Below are 14,956 nucleotides of genomic sequence, written 5' to 3'. Positions count from 1 at the left end.
CACGTCGACTTGGGCCGATGCCCACTTGGCAGCGTCCTCGTTGGCGGCGATGACGCGCGCGTAATCAGCCGCATACTTCGCATCCGACGCATTGACCACTTGGGAGGCCGTCAGGAATGCCTGCTCAGCAGCCGACAGGCCGGACTGCGCCGTCGTGTCCCCGGCATTGGCCGCCGCCAGGGTTTTCTCGAACTGGGCCCGCGCCTCGGCGTATTTCTGCTCTGGCGTAAGGACGGACTGGCTGCCCAGGGCCATGCTGGCGTTCAGGCTGTTGAGCGTGGCCACCCACGATTTCGATTTATCCAGCGCCGTCTGGGCCGCTGCTGCCTCGGTGTCGTAGGCCTTGGCCAGTGCGTCCTTGGCCGAGACCACCGCTTTGGCGGCCTGCACCTGGTCGAACAGCGCGCGGTTGACGGCGGCGATGCTGGAGCGCTGGATAGCCAGCAGTTCAGTTTCGCTTTTCGTCAGTTCGTTCAGCTGCTTTTGCAGGTCACGGTGTTCGTTGGCAATTTCGTTCGCCGTTTTGAGCACCGCTGCATACTCGCCAGTTGCCGCAGCCACTTCGGCGGCGTAATCGGCAGCCTTCTTGAACGGTTCGGCAAGGGCAATCAACTCCACATACATCGCCTGGCCAGCAGCCGTGTTCAGGTCCTGCGCCAGCACCAGGGCCTTAAACTGGTCGACCGTGGTCACGCCCGACTGCCCCAGCTTGCCCATGGCATCGTTCACCGATTTCGTGATCGGTGCCATGCGCTCAGCTTCCGACAGAAAGTTTTCGACGAAGAAGCCGGTACCGCTGGTCAGCTTGTCAAGGCCGCCGGCGGCCGCGATCAAGCTTTCGCTCAGCGCCACCGCGCCAAGGCCCGTGGTATTGAAGGACTTGCCTAGCACGGCCAGTACGTCGGACACCTGCATGTAGTCGTTGGTGACACGCACCAGCGTTTCCAGGTAGCCTTCGCCCACGGCCTGATATTCCTGCAGGCCAGCCACGCCGAACTTGGCCATATCGTCGCCGAGCTTGGAAAATGCTGTTTCCAGCGCTTTCTGCTGCTCTTCGCCGGACAGGCCCTTCAAGCTGATCCTGCCCAGATCGATTACAAACGAATTAAGCCGAGCGTTGAATGCGGCACCGCCCATGCCCAGCGCATCGGCAGCATTGCGGATGGTCTGCCCCATGCTGCTGATGATCATGGTGAACTGGTTATTCATTTCCCCCGATAGCGCGGCGGTTTGTGTGCTGTCCTTGTCCTTATAGGTGATACCGAATGCCTTTTTCTTCGTGTTGACATCGGCATAAGCCTGGGCCGTGAAGCCTAGTGCATCGACATTCCCCAATGACATGGCTTTTCCGGTAATGCCTTGGTCCTTGATTGATGTCGATGTACCGAACAACTTCGACACGACACCACCGAGCACGGATCCAAGCACTGCGCCAATGGCAAGGCCCAGCGGGCCGCCAATGGCCGCCATGCCCATCCCCAGATACGTTCCGAGTGCAGCACCTCCGACACCGCCGGCTACCGCGCCGGTAACAGTGCCCAGGGTTCCACCAAGCACCTTCGTGCCGGTTTGCACGCCAGCAGCTGCGCCGCCACCTTCGGCAACGACGCCGGAGCGCGCCAGCAGGCTGGACAAATTGCCAATGCCGGACACCATCTTCCTCAGGGACGAATCCATAGAAATGGTATGCGCCAGGCCCAGGCCGGAGTTTTTCTCCATGATGGCCAGCGAGTGCGCAATCGACTCGGATTTCGCGGACGAGTCGCCCAGCACCGAGCCAGTACCGGTCGCTGCCTGACGGTCCCTGGCGGTCGTGTCCGATCCACTGCCGCCAGATACTGCGAAGCCCAGCGCTGCCATCGCCGCAGCCATCGCGGCCATGCGAATCCAAGCGCTGTAAGGATCGCCCTGCGCTTGCGTAGCGACCGCCACAGCCGCAGCGGATGTGCCTTTTACGGTATCGGCCGCGAGTTGCGTTGCCGTGCCAGCCTGGATGGCCACCGCTTTGGCAGCTTCCGCGCCCAATGTTGCAGTCGTCACGACCTCGACGGCGAACAACTTTTTCACCATCGATTCGATCGCCATCGCCATTTCCACGGCACGATAAGCTTTTTCAGCGCCTTCCATTACCCGATAGCCAGCGGTGTTCTCCTTGAAAAAGCCCTTGGCGGCGCTTGCCATGTCGCCATACGACTTGACCTGTGCCTGCGCACCCTGCTGCGCAGCAGCGGCCTGGGCCTTGGCGACTTTGGTCGGGTCGCCATAGGCATCCTTAGTGGCGGCGGCCAACTGGGCAGCGATGGCCTGCTGCTGCACGGCATAGCCGGACAATGCTGTCGTCAGCCCACCAATGGCAGTACCAACCGAGCCGAACGACGCAGCCATACCTTGCGCTGCCGATTTCGTTGCAGTGTCGACAGCCGTCAGGATGTCCAGCAGCTCTTTGGCCTTGGCCACGTCGCCGCCCTGCTCTTGCGTCGAAGCCTTGCCTTGGACGATGCCAAGGCGCTTCAGCGCTTCAATTTTGCGATTGATGCCATCGATGACCTTCTCATTGCCCTCGAAACTTACAAGAGCAGCTTTTTGCTCTTCAAGGTCGGCGACAGCAAGCGCCGTCTTGGCCGCTGGCAACATGCCGTAGGTGCGGATCTGCTCTTCTACCGCAGCGACTTGTGCGTTGATGGCCGCGATTTCCTTGTTTGCAGCATCTGATGCGGCGGTGGTGATCGCCGCCTGGCGCAGGCGCTCCTCCTCATCGCGAGTAAAACTCGCATCGAAAAAAGCCTTTTCGGCTGCATCGCGCTTGCCCAGTATCTCGTTCAATTCCTTCTGGTGCTTGGCCGCTTCCGCCTTCGTAGTGTTGTTGTGGCCCTGCAATGCGCTGATTTGCAGGTCGTAGGCGTCCACTTCCGCCTCATAGGTCTTGAGGGCGTAGCTGCGCTTGTTCTCGTATGCCTGCTGCACGGACAATTCGCCACCTTTGAGGTGCATGTCATCGAGCTTGCCCAGGGCATCGTAATGCGCCTTCGCAGTTGCGGCTTCCTTTGCGTATTGTTTGATTTGGTCGGCGAGCTGCGTGTTTTCGACCTGGTCGGCCTTTGGCTTTGGCTCGCGGCCTTCGGTATCTCGATACGTCGGGGTACCGACGTACACCGAATTTGCGAAGGCAACTTGGGCATCCTGCTGAATTTTCAGACTCTTGCCGGCGTTCTCCGCTAGCAGAGCCTGCGCGCGCTGTGCGTAATCGCTGTCTACCTTGAGCTTTTCGTCAGCGTCCTTTTTTCTTTTTGCGTTGATAGTTACGACGCGCTCGTCATAGGCTTTCTGGAACTTATCTTCTCCGGCAAGGATCTGATCCTTGCTGTCACCAAGCAGCTTGGCGTTCGCCTCCATCGCTGCCTGCATTTTTTTGTAAGCATCAATTTGGCCGGTGAAGCTAAAACCTGCATCCGAGCGATCAATGGTGTATTGCGTATGAATTTCAGCAGCCTTACTGGCGTACGTACCAGCCGCCCCCATAAGCTTCATTGCAGAAAATGCATTGTTGACGTTATCAGCCACGACCACAAATACTTGGGCCAGCGTGCTGCCCCACTCGTGCAACTGGTTATTCCGTGACAATTCATTGACTTCGCCATTGGCGTCCTTAAATCCCTTGGTCAGCGCCATGACGGTTACCGTCAGCACCTCAAGAAAGGTCTCGCCGGAGACTGTTTTCAGATCGGTCATGTAGCGCTGCATCGACGTAATCTGCTTACCGGCGGTGCCCATGGCAGCCTCATATGTGCCGGCAATATCCGAGCCACGCTCGATGACGGCATTAAGGCGAGCCTGGACGCGCTCATTCTCTGACAACTCTTTGGTGGTCTTACCCAGCTCATCGGCCATCTGGCGATAGGCCGTCTGCAGGTTCACGTTGATACCGATGTTCCGCAGGATCAGCACGTTACCGCGCGAGATACCGTTTACCAGGCGGTCGAACGCATCCGACGAATTCAGATGCCCAATCACGGCAGCGTCCTGGGCGATGCGCGCCAGCACGGTGGCGTTCTTGAGGTCGACGTGCGCCTGTACCAGTTTGGTAGCCGATTCGCGCGACTCGATCATCGTGATGCCCTGGCGGGCGATCGAGTCGGTCGCCGCATCCATCTGGGTTTTGGTATAGCCCGCATTGCGGCCAACGACTTGCACGACAACGCCGAGGGTCTCGTAGCGCGCCGCCATCAGCGCCATTTCCTTTACATATTCAGCAACCTTCAAGGCGGCATAGGCCTTCACCAAAAACCCGATTGCGTCGCTCAATGTGAAGGCGGCACGCTCTTGATCGCGCTTTGCGACCGCTGCCGCGCGGCTCGCCTCAGTAGCCGCCCGGGTTTGATCTTCAAACTGTTTCAGCTTGGCGATGAGCTTTTCGGTTTCCTGGGTTACGCCCAGCTCGGCGGCTTGGTAGGCGAGCAACTGCGACCGACTCATCCCCAGTACCGCAACTTGATCGCGCAGTTTGTCTACAAACAGCTGCTGTCCGAGGGTCATCTGCGTGGTCGTGTTGCCTAGCGCCACATTTGCTTGAGCGGTCGCACGCGCCTGCTCGGCCTGTGCGCGCATGATTCGAGCCGTGTCATCCATCTGGCCATTGCTGACAGCCGTACGCTGGCCGGTTCGCTGGGCAGCATCACCAAGGGCTTCCACGCTTTTGGCCGCATCGCCACCACGGCGCCACACGCCGGCCGACGCATTCGTAAAACCGTCCAGCGCGCTCGCGCCCTCGACCGATGTCGAGCGCACGCGCACTGCTGCCGCGCTCAGCGAATCTACCGACGTGGTGGTGCTCGACACTTTTTGAGCTGCGCGCGCGCCAGCCTCACCAACAGCGTCAACAGCTGCGGCGCCTTCGGTCACCTTGGCCTTCGCGGCCGCGTTGGCCTCACCCAGCCTATCGACGGCTGCCGTGGCGCCAGCGGTCTTTTGCTCAACGCGCACCGCTGCATCACCAAGGGAATCAAGGGCTTTGCTGCCCGCGACCACTTGACGCGTATCGATGGAAAGTCCAAGTTGGGCGATATCAGGCATTTAATGCTCCTTCTTGTTTTGATGGTGCATAAACAGCACATCAAGGCGATCAATCACGCCCTCTTCGAACGGATCAAAGCGCACGCCGTGGCGCGCCTGCCAGGCCAATATCTCGGCACTGGTCAGCGAGTTCACAGCCATACCGCACTGGCGTTTCTGGTTCAGTTGGGTGAACCAGGTCCAGATGTACGCCAGCTCGGGCGGCAGTTGCGGCACCGCCGGCGCTTCGGGCGCCCGGTACAGCGGGTTTTGCCGGGCAGTGTCCAGGTGATCGCCCTTGGCGTTGCCGTCGCCTGCCGCTGATGCTCGATCAAACAAGTGATCTGCGTACAACAGCAGGGCCTGGGTCAGACCTTCAAAAAATTGGCATCGTTTTCCAGGGCGGCCGTGACGCGATCCTGCCAGGTTGGGTATTTTTCGAATGCCGTAGCGATCAGCGACTTGTCGAAGGCAACCGGCGCGCCGTTGCTGGTGAAGCCGTACCAGTCGACAGCCACGGCCAGCGCCAGACGCTTCTGGTTATCATCGATGACGTGCACCAGCTGATCTGCGCCTTCGTCGGTGGAAGCGTCGATGGCCGTCTTGCGCTTGGCAGATTTCTTGTAGCCTTCAGCGCGCACAGCATGGCTTTCCTTGCGGTACTCGTCGGAATTCTTGCCAACGATCTTGATGCCGGCCACGGGCTCACCGTCGGCGTCGAAGATCACGGGCACGTCGAAGGTCACGCGCGCGGCTGGCGCGGACAGGTTGGCGATGTCGAAGCCGGCGACGGCGATGGCTTGAGCGGCGTTCAGGGCTGTAGGTGCATGGGTGGTATTCATGAGTAGTGCCTTTCGTGGGTAATAAACAATGCCCGTGCCGGCCGCCGCGCCCACGAAGGCGACAGCGACCGGTCGGTGCTGGGGTGGCGCTTGCGCCAAAAGAAAACCCGGCGCTTGGCCGGGCAATGGGTTACAGACTGGTGTCTTGGAAGGCGGCGGTGGTCGCCTCATGCTGCGCATCGGCGCCCTGGTAGCGCAGGATGTCGAAGGCACAAGTGACAATCTTGTTTTTCTCACCATCATCGACCTTGGCGCTGGTGATCTTGATGCGCCCCATGGCGATGGTCATCACATCGGCCAATGGCGCCGTGCTGGCCGCCATGGCGTAGGCCAGCGGCAACTCGACTTCTTCCTTGAAGTAGTCGATATAGGCCGAATCCTGCATCAGCACGGTGAACTGCCCGGAGCCCAGCACCTTGCCGCGCGAGCCGGCCGTGGCGAACTTGGAGCCGATCACCGGATCGATCTTTACCTGACCATCGAGGGACAGCGACATGCCGGTGCAAATCTGCGACGGGATGCCGGCTACCGTCAGCATCGCCGTGGCGCCGGAGAACTTGCCGGTACCGGGCGTGGCCGCCGGCGCGGCGAAGTACGCAGCCGGTGTGGTCGGGCCTTCCAGCTTGCCCATCAGCGTGAAATCCATGCTGGTGATGCCGTTCGGCTGCACGGACAAGTCAACCTTGCTCACCAACTGGTCAATAAAGCAGCGGTTCACGGCAATGCCGGGATCCTGAACTTCCGCGGTGAACCAGTCCGTGGTGTGGCCGGTCAGCGGCGTGAAGCTACGCTTGCCGGTTGCGGTCACGGTCACCGGGTCGCCCTCGACCTTCACCGTCATGGCGCTGCCATCCATGAACTGACCCGTCAGCTTCAGCGCCGTGGCCGAAGTGACGAAGAAGTTCTTGCCGTTGTTGGCCGCACCGGTGGTCAGGAAGCCGGCGATGCGCACGACGGTACCTGCGCGGTGGCCGTCTGCCAGCCAGGAGCCGGCGCTGCGGGTCAGGCCCGTTGCGCCCGAGGCGACCGTGCTTTGCGCCGTGGTTACGCCGCCTGCCGTGAAGTCGCGGCGCAGCAGCGCGGCCAGCAGCACGGCGTAGGTGCCGCAGCTGGCTTCGCCCTTGATGACGCCAGAGGTGCGGAAGTTGCCCAGGCGGGTATCGCTCTGTTGCTGGCTCGGGTCGATCTCGTTGCTCGAATACTTGTCAGCGTCCGTGTCGTACGTCGCGGTCACGCGCGGATACAGGCGGCCGGCGGCGGCCAGCGCCTTCGTGCCTTCCGCTGTTTGCTTGCCGATAACGAGCAGGCTGTCGATGCCGTTTGCAGTGGTCATGGTGTGGATTGCCTTTCTTTGGTCGAAAAAAAAGACCGCCGAGGCGATCTGTGTGGGTGATGCGGGTTACAGGTTGCAGAACCAGCGAATCTTGACCGGGACCATCCAGCGGTCGCCGTCCTCGCGGCCGCCGGCGATTTCAGGCGTGCGCTCGATCTGCACGGTCACATCGCCCTTCGTGAAGCCAGCGCCGCGCTTGAATAGCGCCGCGATCATGTCAGCGCGCGCGCCGGCGGCAGCAGTCCCCTGCCCCGGCGGATACAGCAAGCTGACCTGGAAGATGCCGCGCTCCTGGCGCGAGCCGTCGCCCAAGGAATGATTGTCCGGTTCCGCCGGCAGCAAATAGGCCGCTTGATACGGTCGGCCGGTGACTGGCGTGTACGGCACGTTCTGCCAAGCGGTGTCGATGGCTGGCGCGAGGCTGGCCAGGGCCGCCTCCAGCGCCGCTCGTATTGTTGGTTGGCTCATAATTTATAGCTCGAATAGCCTTGGGCGAACTCGCTTGCGGTGGTGCCGTCGCGCACGCCGTTCACAGCATTGTCCACAATGGTGCGGAATTCCACGACCGTCAGCATCACCACGCCAACGGGCGCCTGGCGGGACCAACCCTCCTCGATGCGCTTCGCATAAGGCAGGTTGTTCACGAGATAGATCACGTCGCCCGCCTTCGCCGCGCTGATGACGCTGCCGTGTGCGGCAATCGTGGCGCTGCCGTCCTTGTCGATCAGGTCGCGCACGCCAGCCGTCGGCGAGCCGATGGAAAGCTGCCAGTTGGCACGGAAGCGGCCACCCGTATAGCCTGGTGGTGGTTTGTGCTTCCAGAACTTGGCGTCACCTACCGGCGAGCGCTGCACCAACTTGTTGTCGATTTTCATGGTGATGGCGCGCACGACCAGATCCTGGTTGGCCTTGGTTTTGGCGATGAAGTCGGCGATCTGCATAGAAAACGACATGTTCGCCATCAAAGCCCCCGCAGTTGCAGCGTGTGCAGCACGGCCACATCGACCGGTACCGTGGTTTCGACGGCCTTCACCGTGTAGCTGGCGCCGCCGAACAGCACCAAGTCTGCCGTGGTCGGCGTTGGCATTGGCGCGCCGTTGCGCTGCAGCGGTGACAACAGCAGTTTCTGGTCGCCCGCCTGGATCAGCGTGCCGTCGATGTTCTCTGCCTCATAGTTTATCTTGACGCCCGTGCCTTCATAGTCGGTAGTGATGCTGGGCGCCGAGCCCTGGCCAGGATCGTATTCGCCGGTCACCACTTGGCGCAGCACCACGAGACCGCCCTTGCGGCGCAGCGACTGGTCGGCGCGCGCGGCGGTTTTTCTGTAATCGGTCATAGCCTATGGCACTTTCAAGTAGTCATACTGCGGCGTCTCCACGAAACGCACGGCCTTGATCGTGGTCTTGCCGTCGATCAAGGCGCGCAGCACGCGATGCCAGCCGTCCATGATGAAGCCCTGCTGGCACAGGATGATCGGATACTCAGTGTTGACGTCCAGCGCGCGGCGCACGTGATGCGCGATGCCGTAGGCCGAACCGACAGGGGTCCAGACCTCGCTGCCGGAGTAGATCGCCGCCAGTGGCAGGTCAAATGGAACCAACTCTTTGGCCCGCGCGATCAGGTTGGTGACGACCCATACCTTGTCGCCTTCGCGGTAGGTGTTATCAGCGACGAAACAGCCGTCGATCTTCACTGCTGGATAAGCACTCATGCTCGCGTCACCTTGATCGAATTGCCGCCGCCGGCCGAGCCGAAGTAGGGCGCCAGAAGCGCGTCCACGGCCACGAAGCGCTCGCGCGCATCCGTGGTGTTCTGGAAGTACTCCGTTTCCAGCGGGCCGGTCTTGTCTTTCTTGATCGCGTTCGAGCCGGTGTCGAGGTCTGGCAGCAGATCCTCGCCGCTGCCGGCGCGCACGGCCAGGTCGATGCAGGCATTCGCCACGTCGACCGGCACCGAGGTGCTTGGGACGGTGAAGCCATCGACCACCACGTTGTAGCGCGGCCAGTCCAGCGCCTGGCGCTGATATACCCGGCGGCCCGCCCAACGCGTGCGGTAGGTGGCCATGAACAGCGTCGCGCGGCGCAAAGCGATTTCCTTCGCCGGCTCGGCCAGCGCGGCCCAGGCGGTCAGGCCCAGGCTGGCGCAGCGCGCATCCGCCGCGGCGACGCTGGCATAGGATTCGGCATCGGGCAGGCCGGCGCCAGTTTCAGTGATGAGCATGTTGATCCTGAGGGGGAAAGCCCGCTCGCGGCGGGCTGTGGTGCTGCTGGCTTACTTCTTGTCGCCGGCGGCCTTTTCGGCAGCCTTCGCTGCGGCTTTGTCGGCGGCGACCTTGTCAACAGCAGCCTTGGTGGCTGCGTCAGCGGCAGCGGCGCGCTCGTCATACAGGCGCTGCGCTTCGACTTCGTTGGCCCGGGCCTGCTCGGCAACACGTTCCTTTTCGGTCGCCAGTTCGCGCTCGCGCTCCAGAAGTTGATCGCGCGCGGCCAGCAGTTCGGCCATGGTCGGCACGCGCTCGGATGGCGCACCCAGCTCCTGGTCGCCGTGCAACTCGTGCACGTCGGGGTTGTAGTCGGATTTGTTGATGATGACGAACGGACCTTGCGTGTGCGGGTCCGTGGATACGATTTGAATGGTATGCATGGTGAGTCCAGGTGAGGCCCGGCAGCACAGCAGTGCAGGCCGAGCCGGGTTGATGGTTAGCCGTGCAGGATGCCGATGAACTCATCCTTGACCGAGCCGCAGCCCCATGCCAGGGCCACTTCGTACTGCATCTGGCGGTACTGGGCGTACATGCTGATCTCGAAGGTCAGGCCGGTCAGTGGATCTGTGACCAGCATGCGGTCGACGGCCGAGTCGCCCTGCTTCGGCAGTGCCGGCGCACGCGTAGCCAGTTGGATGGCCGAGCGGGCGAAAAACATGTTGCGGAAGCCCGACGCGGCGACGGTGATGGCGGTAGCGGCGGCCGGAATGGCTTTCAGCAGGCCTGGTGCTGCGAGGGTGATCGTACCGCCATTCGACACGTCACCATCACCGCTCGACACGACGTACTGATTGGGGTCGCCAGCGAAGGCAATAGTGTCGCCAGCCAGTGAAGTGCCAGTGCCTACTGCTGCAAGAGTGATGACGGTGGCGCCAACAGCATAGCCAGCGGCATTGGTCGTTGCAGCGGCGGCGGTGCCTTTGGCATGCAGTTTGATGCCCGAGCTGTTGCGCAGTGCAAAGCCTTGCAGGCGGTCGGTCATGCCGTTGCGCAGCATGTCTTCGCGGCCAGCCTCATTGACCTTGAACAGGCCAGACTGCTTGCCGCGCAGGTTGACCATTGCGGCCGATCCCAGCACCAGTTGGAAGTCGAGGCCCTGGGCGCCGTTCTCTTCCAAGATGCGCAGCGCGCCTGCGGTGTCGGTCAGGTCGCCAGCCGTAGCGAAAGGCGCGACGTTGGCAGTGCCGCACGCGCGTGAGGCTTTGACATACAGTGCAGCCAAATCGCTCTCGACTTCGTTCACCAGCGTACGCATGGCCTGCGAAATCTGATCACGCAGGATCACGTTATAGCTCGCGCCGTTGTTATCCAGAGCAAGTTGCTCTTCGCCATTCCAGCGGATCGGCACGCGGCGCGCCTTGGTGATTACCACGCCCTTCTTGCCGATGTTCTGGTCGCCGTCATTGGGCGGCGTCACCGCTGGAGCGATATCGGTAGCAACCGCAGCAGGCGCGACTGGCGACGTAACCTCCTGGCCGACCGCCGCTCGGGTAAAGTTCATATCAGCGGAAACTGCTGGGATGAAGCCAACCAGCTCGCGCGCAACTTGGTCCGAAGCACTGTAGATGGTGGTGATCAGGCCGCTCAGTGAGTTTGCGCCCATGATCACGCCGGTGCGCGCGGCGTAGTTGGTGATGTAGCGATATGCCAATTCGACCAGTACGCGACCGGCGAAGTCGGCTTTTTCTGGCACGGCCACCAGCATCTCGACGGCCTTGTGGGTAATCGCGGTGGTCGCCGACGCGGCAATAGACAGGGCCATAGCGCACAGGGTCATGACCGACAGCAAGGTTTTCTTCATGGTAAAGCCTTTAAAAGTTGGTGATTTGGAATTTTTAAAACAGACAGGCCATCCAGCCCAAAACACCAACCCCCATCCAGGCGTTGGCTATGCGTTGCGGTAATACTGAAATGGAAATGGTTTGCTCAACGTCGGGAGCGATTAATCGGTAACGGCACCGCCACCCTTGGCAAATTCCGCCTTCGCGGCCGGCGTTGCTGCATCGAAAGCGGCGCGCGTCATGGATTTGCCTGCGCCAGCGCCTGCACCACCGCCAGTCGCACCACCACCTGATGCGCCGGAACCCTTGAGGATTTGATCCTTGAACGGGCAGGCTTGCACCAACTGCGCCAGGCCTTCATCGAAGTCGGCGATTTCGCCCGGGCGGGTCGGCGAGAAGATCTTGTTGCCGGCGGCATCATACGGAACGGTCTTGCCGTCCTCGACTTTGAAGTTGTTGCCGAAATACGCCTTGGCCATTTCGGGAGGGATGGCCAGGCGCAGCGGGTGCTTGTCGTCAGTGAACAGCTTCGAGCTGGAAAAGCCGCCGCCGATCATGTGGGTATTCAGTTCACTGGTGCGCTTTTCCAGCTGCGCGGTCAGTTCCTGCAGTTGTGTGGCGCTGGTTTTGGCCTGTGCGGCAACCTGCTCTTGCGCGGTCTTGGCGGCCGCGTCCTGGATTTCCTTGACCTGGGCGGCCGTTTTCAGTTCGCCAGAGCTGAGGCTCTTGACCGTGTTCAGGGCGGCCAGTGCCGCCACGCCGTCTTCGATGCCTTCGAAGGTCTTCAGCTTTGCCTCTGCCGCTTCCTTGCCCTCGCGATGGGTCTTGGCCTCGCCGTTCAGGCGGGTGATCGTGCCCAGCGTGGTATCCGCGTCGAATGGCGCTTCGGTACCGTTCGGGTGAATGAAGATCGGCAGCTTCTTCTCGCCGTCGATGGCAATGGTTCCGTCTGCGTTGAATTTGAATGGCATGGTCGTTCTTTCCGGGCATCCGCCCTATCGTTGGCCTTCCGGCCGTGCACCGCGTCGCGTCCGCTTGCGGCAATAAAAAAGGCCGCCGGGTTGCCCGGGCGGCCCTCGTTGGTATGAAAAAGTCTATTTGTACTTCGCCTGCAGCTGCTCCAGCGTCAGCTTCCTTCCCTTGAGATTCATCAAGTCATTCAGCGTGATCTTGCCCGCCTCGTACATCTCGGCACGCCCCGGACCCAAGTACTCGGCCCGCCAAGCCTTGTCCTTGCTCGCCAGGAAGTCCTTGAAGTTCATCTTGCTGCTGACTGGCCCGCCGTCGCTGGGACGCGTACTATCGCCCGGCTCGTCCAACTCGATGCCCAAGTCCTTGAAAGACTTGGTGCGCGTGCTGAGCACGCATCGGCAGCTGAAATGGATGGCACCAGGGCCGCCCGCCCACTCGTGGGTGTGGTTAATCGGCTCCTGGTCGTCCAGCGAGTACTCGTGCAAGTCGCGCATGGCACACAGCAGGCAGGTATGCGAATCGAGCGTCGACAGCCACACCAGGCACTCGATCAGGTCGGCGTTCTGCTGAAAGGACGCCAGGCGCGCGGCGTTGGCCACAGCCTGCACCGAACTGTGCACCAGCGCGCGCGCATTTGCCGCAGACGCTTTCAAGATGCCCTGCTCGCCCGGCGCTACAGGATCCGGCGCGGCGCCAGGCGGCTTGGCGGCCGGATCAGCTGGCGGCACACCCGGCTTCGTTGCCGGCCCGGCGGGCGGCGCCTTCGCATCGGGCATTGGAGGCGTGGCAGGCAATGCCGGCTTGTTGGCCGGCGAATCGGCCGCCTTGGCGCTCTTGCCAAGTACGCGCGACACGATCTGCGACGTCGTTTCGCCCTGCGCCGCGCCGAGCCGCACCTGGCTGGCGAAGCGGAATTGCGTATCAAGTGCCTGGCGCTTCCACCAGTCCGCTGACGAGGCGCCCTTGATCAGGGTGTCGCCGACCAGCTTTTCCAGATAGGTCGCCGGCGGAAGCTTGGCGCCCAGCTCGATCTTGAGCGCTTGCGTCAGCACTTTGGCCGTGTAATCGGCCTCGATGCGCACCATGCCGGTCAAGTTGCGGGTCATTTCCGCCTGCATGCCGGTGTAGTGCGACGAAATCACGGCATTCGACTCGCGCAGCAGTGCGCCCAGGCGCTGCTTGCCGTAGGTCGATATCTCGCCTTCGTTCAGCTTGGCCGTCAATTCCTTCGACATGGCCGCCATCAGCAGCAAGATTTTCTCTTGCGCGCCGGATGAAAAGCGCAGCAGGTTCAACGAATGCACGAGAAACATCTCGGCAATCCACTCTTCGAGCGCGCCCATTTATGCCGCCATCAGGGTGGGAGCAGCGGACATGATGCGTTCTTGCTCAGTCTCCCAGTCCAGATCTGGCGACAGAATGCCGCGCCGCTTGAGCTCATTGAAGTAACTTTCGGCAGACAACAGGCCCGTCGAGGCGCCTTTAAACAGTAGCTCGGCACTGGCTTCCGCTAAGGTCGCAGCGCCAAAGTCCTTGAAAATCGTGACGTGACCACCTTCCGGCTCATTCACCCACTCAGCCATCAGCTGCAGCGCCTGATCTGCGGCGTCTTCGACGTTGCCCGCGATCTTCTGCAGCGCGCAGGCGCCCTGCTCGTTGTCGGCCAACGTCTGGCTCACGGTCACGTTCCCAGGCTTGATCACTAGCAGCTCGGCGCCGGCCTGACGCATTTGATCCTCAAGATCAAGCAGGACCAAGCGCCCTGCCTCAACCGCCACGCCGGACATTTCGACATACTTCATGTCGGCATCCGGATGATCAGCCTTAACAGCACTACCCACACCTACAGTCAAAATGGCGGCTTCAAGCATGCGCGCAAAGAGAATAGGTACGCTCAACATGTGGAGGTTTGTCTGGCGATCGCTTTTCGTTTGCCAGTGCTCGACATTAGCATGGGCCAACTCCAGCAGAGGCGGCGTGGCCTGCATGTAGCCCAGGCGCTTGCCGTAGACCGGCACGAATGCGATGCGTTTCAGTGTGGTGGCGCCCTCTTCGTGCAGCACCCAGTCCTTTTTGCCAGCCGTTTCGCGCTGACGCCAGGTCTGCCAGGTGCCACACCCCAGGACGCGCACCTGCTCGATTTCCTTGGTATCGAAGTCGCCATTCGGCTCGGACACGCTTTCCAACAGTCGCAACTGGGTCAGCCCGTCAAGGCTGGTCGCATTCTTCGGCAGCCAGCCCAGGATATTCTGCACGTGCACCTGGACGAAGTACGGGCGCACGCCAGCTGCCTGCTCGTCGGCCTTCGTGACCAGGTTGCCCGCCTTGGGAAAGTCGACCAGGATGCCAGCGAAGCCGTAGCCCATCGCCTCCTGCGTGATCTCCGATAGGAAGCTATGCAGGTCGCGGCCGGACAGGTCAACATTCTGCAGCCAGGGCTTGAGCCGCTCCGGCACGTCCTCGCCCAGCGTCAGCGGTTTGCTGAATGGCTTGGCCGACAGGACGTCGATGGTGCGGGCATAAGCTGGAAAGAGTGTAGCCACACTGAGGCGCATTTTGTGGCTTTCGTCATCCTCGCTTGGCCACTGGGGCATATGCGTCTTCCCGGCGGCGCGCATAGCCTTGGTCCCGCCCAGCAGCGCGGTTACCAGGGCGCAATCCTCGTTCAGCTTTGCGGCTTCTGCTGATTGTTTGCGTACGGCGTCGGTCATGGAAT

General features: G+C 61.6%; 14 protein-coding genes. All 14 read right to left on the bottom strand.

All coding sequences use genetic code 11. The features are described 5' to 3' along the window. A partial coding sequence (locus tag ACQ4WL_RS04385) for a hypothetical protein (RefSeq protein WP_436508328.1) occupies positions 1–5,070 on the bottom strand: 5,070 nt, incomplete at its 3' end. Continuing rightward, the gene (locus ACQ4WL_RS04380; RefSeq protein WP_436508327.1) at positions 5,071–5,403 is read right to left on the bottom strand and encodes a phage tail assembly chaperone; all 333 of its coding nucleotides are present in this window, start codon (positions 5,401–5,403) and stop codon (positions 5,071–5,073) included. A 14-nt stretch (positions 5,404–5,417) separates the two neighbouring features. Then, positions 5,418–5,891, bottom strand: coding sequence for a hypothetical protein (locus tag ACQ4WL_RS04375; protein ID WP_436508325.1), 474 nt, complete (start codon positions 5,889–5,891; stop codon positions 5,418–5,420). A 130-nt stretch (positions 5,892–6,021) separates the two neighbouring features. Beyond that, positions 6,022–7,224, bottom strand: a complete 1,203-nt coding sequence (locus ACQ4WL_RS04370) for a phage tail tube protein (RefSeq protein WP_436508323.1) — start codon at positions 7,222–7,224, stop codon at positions 6,022–6,024. A gap of 66 nt (positions 7,225–7,290) precedes the next feature. After that, positions 7,291–7,692, bottom strand: coding sequence for a DUF4128 domain-containing protein (locus ACQ4WL_RS04365; RefSeq protein ID WP_436508321.1), 402 nt, complete (start codon positions 7,690–7,692; stop codon positions 7,291–7,293). Further along, a complete protein-coding gene (locus ACQ4WL_RS04360; protein ID WP_436508319.1) occupies positions 7,689–8,177 on the bottom strand; it encodes a hypothetical protein in 489 nt (162 codons plus the stop codon). The genes ACQ4WL_RS04365 and ACQ4WL_RS04360 overlap by 4 nt, the downstream gene beginning before the upstream one ends. An 8-nt stretch (positions 8,178–8,185) precedes the next feature. Then, complete coding sequence (locus ACQ4WL_RS04355; protein WP_436508318.1) at positions 8,186–8,560, bottom strand: hypothetical protein; 375 nt, start codon at positions 8,558–8,560, stop codon at positions 8,186–8,188. Positions 8,561–8,563: 3 nt separating this feature from the next. Next, complete coding sequence (locus tag ACQ4WL_RS04350; protein ID WP_436508316.1) at positions 8,564–8,935, bottom strand: hypothetical protein; 372 nt, start codon at positions 8,933–8,935, stop codon at positions 8,564–8,566. Beyond that, positions 8,932–9,444, bottom strand: coding sequence for a DnaT-like ssDNA-binding protein (locus tag ACQ4WL_RS04345; protein WP_436508315.1), 513 nt, complete (start codon positions 9,442–9,444; stop codon positions 8,932–8,934). Before ACQ4WL_RS04345 ends, ACQ4WL_RS04350 begins: the two co-directional genes overlap by 4 nt. Positions 9,445–9,495: 51 nt before the next feature. Next, complete coding sequence (locus ACQ4WL_RS04340) at positions 9,496–9,867, bottom strand: hypothetical protein (RefSeq protein WP_436508313.1); 372 nt, start codon at positions 9,865–9,867, stop codon at positions 9,496–9,498. A 56-nt stretch (positions 9,868–9,923) separates the two neighbouring features. Beyond that, positions 9,924–11,288: a major capsid protein gene (locus tag ACQ4WL_RS04335; RefSeq protein WP_436508311.1), complete on the bottom strand. Its 1,365-nt coding sequence runs from the start codon at positions 11,286–11,288 to the stop codon at positions 9,924–9,926. A 141-nt stretch (positions 11,289–11,429) separates the two neighbouring features. Further along, positions 11,430–12,239 (bottom strand): DUF6651 domain-containing protein, encoded by an 810-nt coding sequence (locus ACQ4WL_RS04330; protein ID WP_436508309.1) that lies wholly within the window; start codon positions 12,237–12,239, stop codon positions 11,430–11,432. Between the two features lie 123 nt (positions 12,240–12,362). Next, positions 12,363–13,583, bottom strand: a complete 1,221-nt coding sequence (locus ACQ4WL_RS04325) for a structural protein (protein ID WP_436508307.1) — start codon at positions 13,581–13,583, stop codon at positions 12,363–12,365. Then, positions 13,584–14,951, bottom strand: coding sequence for a DUF4055 domain-containing protein (locus tag ACQ4WL_RS04320; protein ID WP_436508306.1), 1,368 nt, complete (start codon positions 14,949–14,951; stop codon positions 13,584–13,586). It lies immediately after the preceding gene. Between the last annotated feature and the right edge of the window lie 5 nt (positions 14,952–14,956).

It is taken from the genome of Janthinobacterium kochi, assembly GCF_051380715.1.
GTDB lineage: Bacteria > Pseudomonadota > Gammaproteobacteria > Burkholderiales > Burkholderiaceae_D > Janthinobacterium.
The sequence above is the reverse complement of the archived record's forward strand: the minus strand, read 5'-3'. Positions and strand labels throughout refer to the sequence as shown.

Coding starts and splice junctions, on each gene's coding strand:
- ACQ4WL_RS04365 (WP_436508321.1), bottom strand. CDS start 7,692: ATGAGCCAACCAACAATACGAGCGGCGCTGGAGGCGGCCCTGGCCAGC.
- ACQ4WL_RS04370 (WP_436508323.1), bottom strand. CDS start 7,224: ATGACCACTGCAAACGGCATCGACAGCCTGCTCGTTATCGGCAAGCAA.
- ACQ4WL_RS04320 (WP_436508306.1), bottom strand. CDS start 14,951: ATGACCGACGCCGTACGCAAACAATCAGCAGAAGCCGCAAAGCTGAAC.
- ACQ4WL_RS04350 (WP_436508316.1), bottom strand. CDS start 8,935: ATGAGTGCTTATCCAGCAGTGAAGATCGACGGCTGTTTCGTCGCTGAT.
- ACQ4WL_RS04325 (WP_436508307.1), bottom strand. CDS start 13,583: ATGGGCGCGCTCGAAGAGTGGATTGCCGAGATGTTTCTCGTGCATTCG.
- ACQ4WL_RS04335 (WP_436508311.1), bottom strand. CDS start 11,288: ATGAAGAAAACCTTGCTGTCGGTCATGACCCTGTGCGCTATGGCCCTG.
- ACQ4WL_RS04360 (WP_436508319.1), bottom strand. CDS start 8,177: ATGTCGTTTTCTATGCAGATCGCCGACTTCATCGCCAAAACCAAGGCC.
- ACQ4WL_RS04340 (WP_436508313.1), bottom strand. CDS start 9,867: ATGCATACCATTCAAATCGTATCCACGGACCCGCACACGCAAGGTCCG.
- ACQ4WL_RS04355 (WP_436508318.1), bottom strand. CDS start 8,560: ATGACCGATTACAGAAAAACCGCCGCGCGCGCCGACCAGTCGCTGCGC.
- ACQ4WL_RS04375 (WP_436508325.1), bottom strand. CDS start 5,891: ATGAATACCACCCATGCACCTACAGCCCTGAACGCCGCTCAAGCCATC.
- ACQ4WL_RS04345 (WP_436508315.1), bottom strand. CDS start 9,444: ATGCTCATCACTGAAACTGGCGCCGGCCTGCCCGATGCCGAATCCTAT.
- ACQ4WL_RS04330 (WP_436508309.1), bottom strand. CDS start 12,239: ATGCCATTCAAATTCAACGCAGACGGAACCATTGCCATCGACGGCGAG.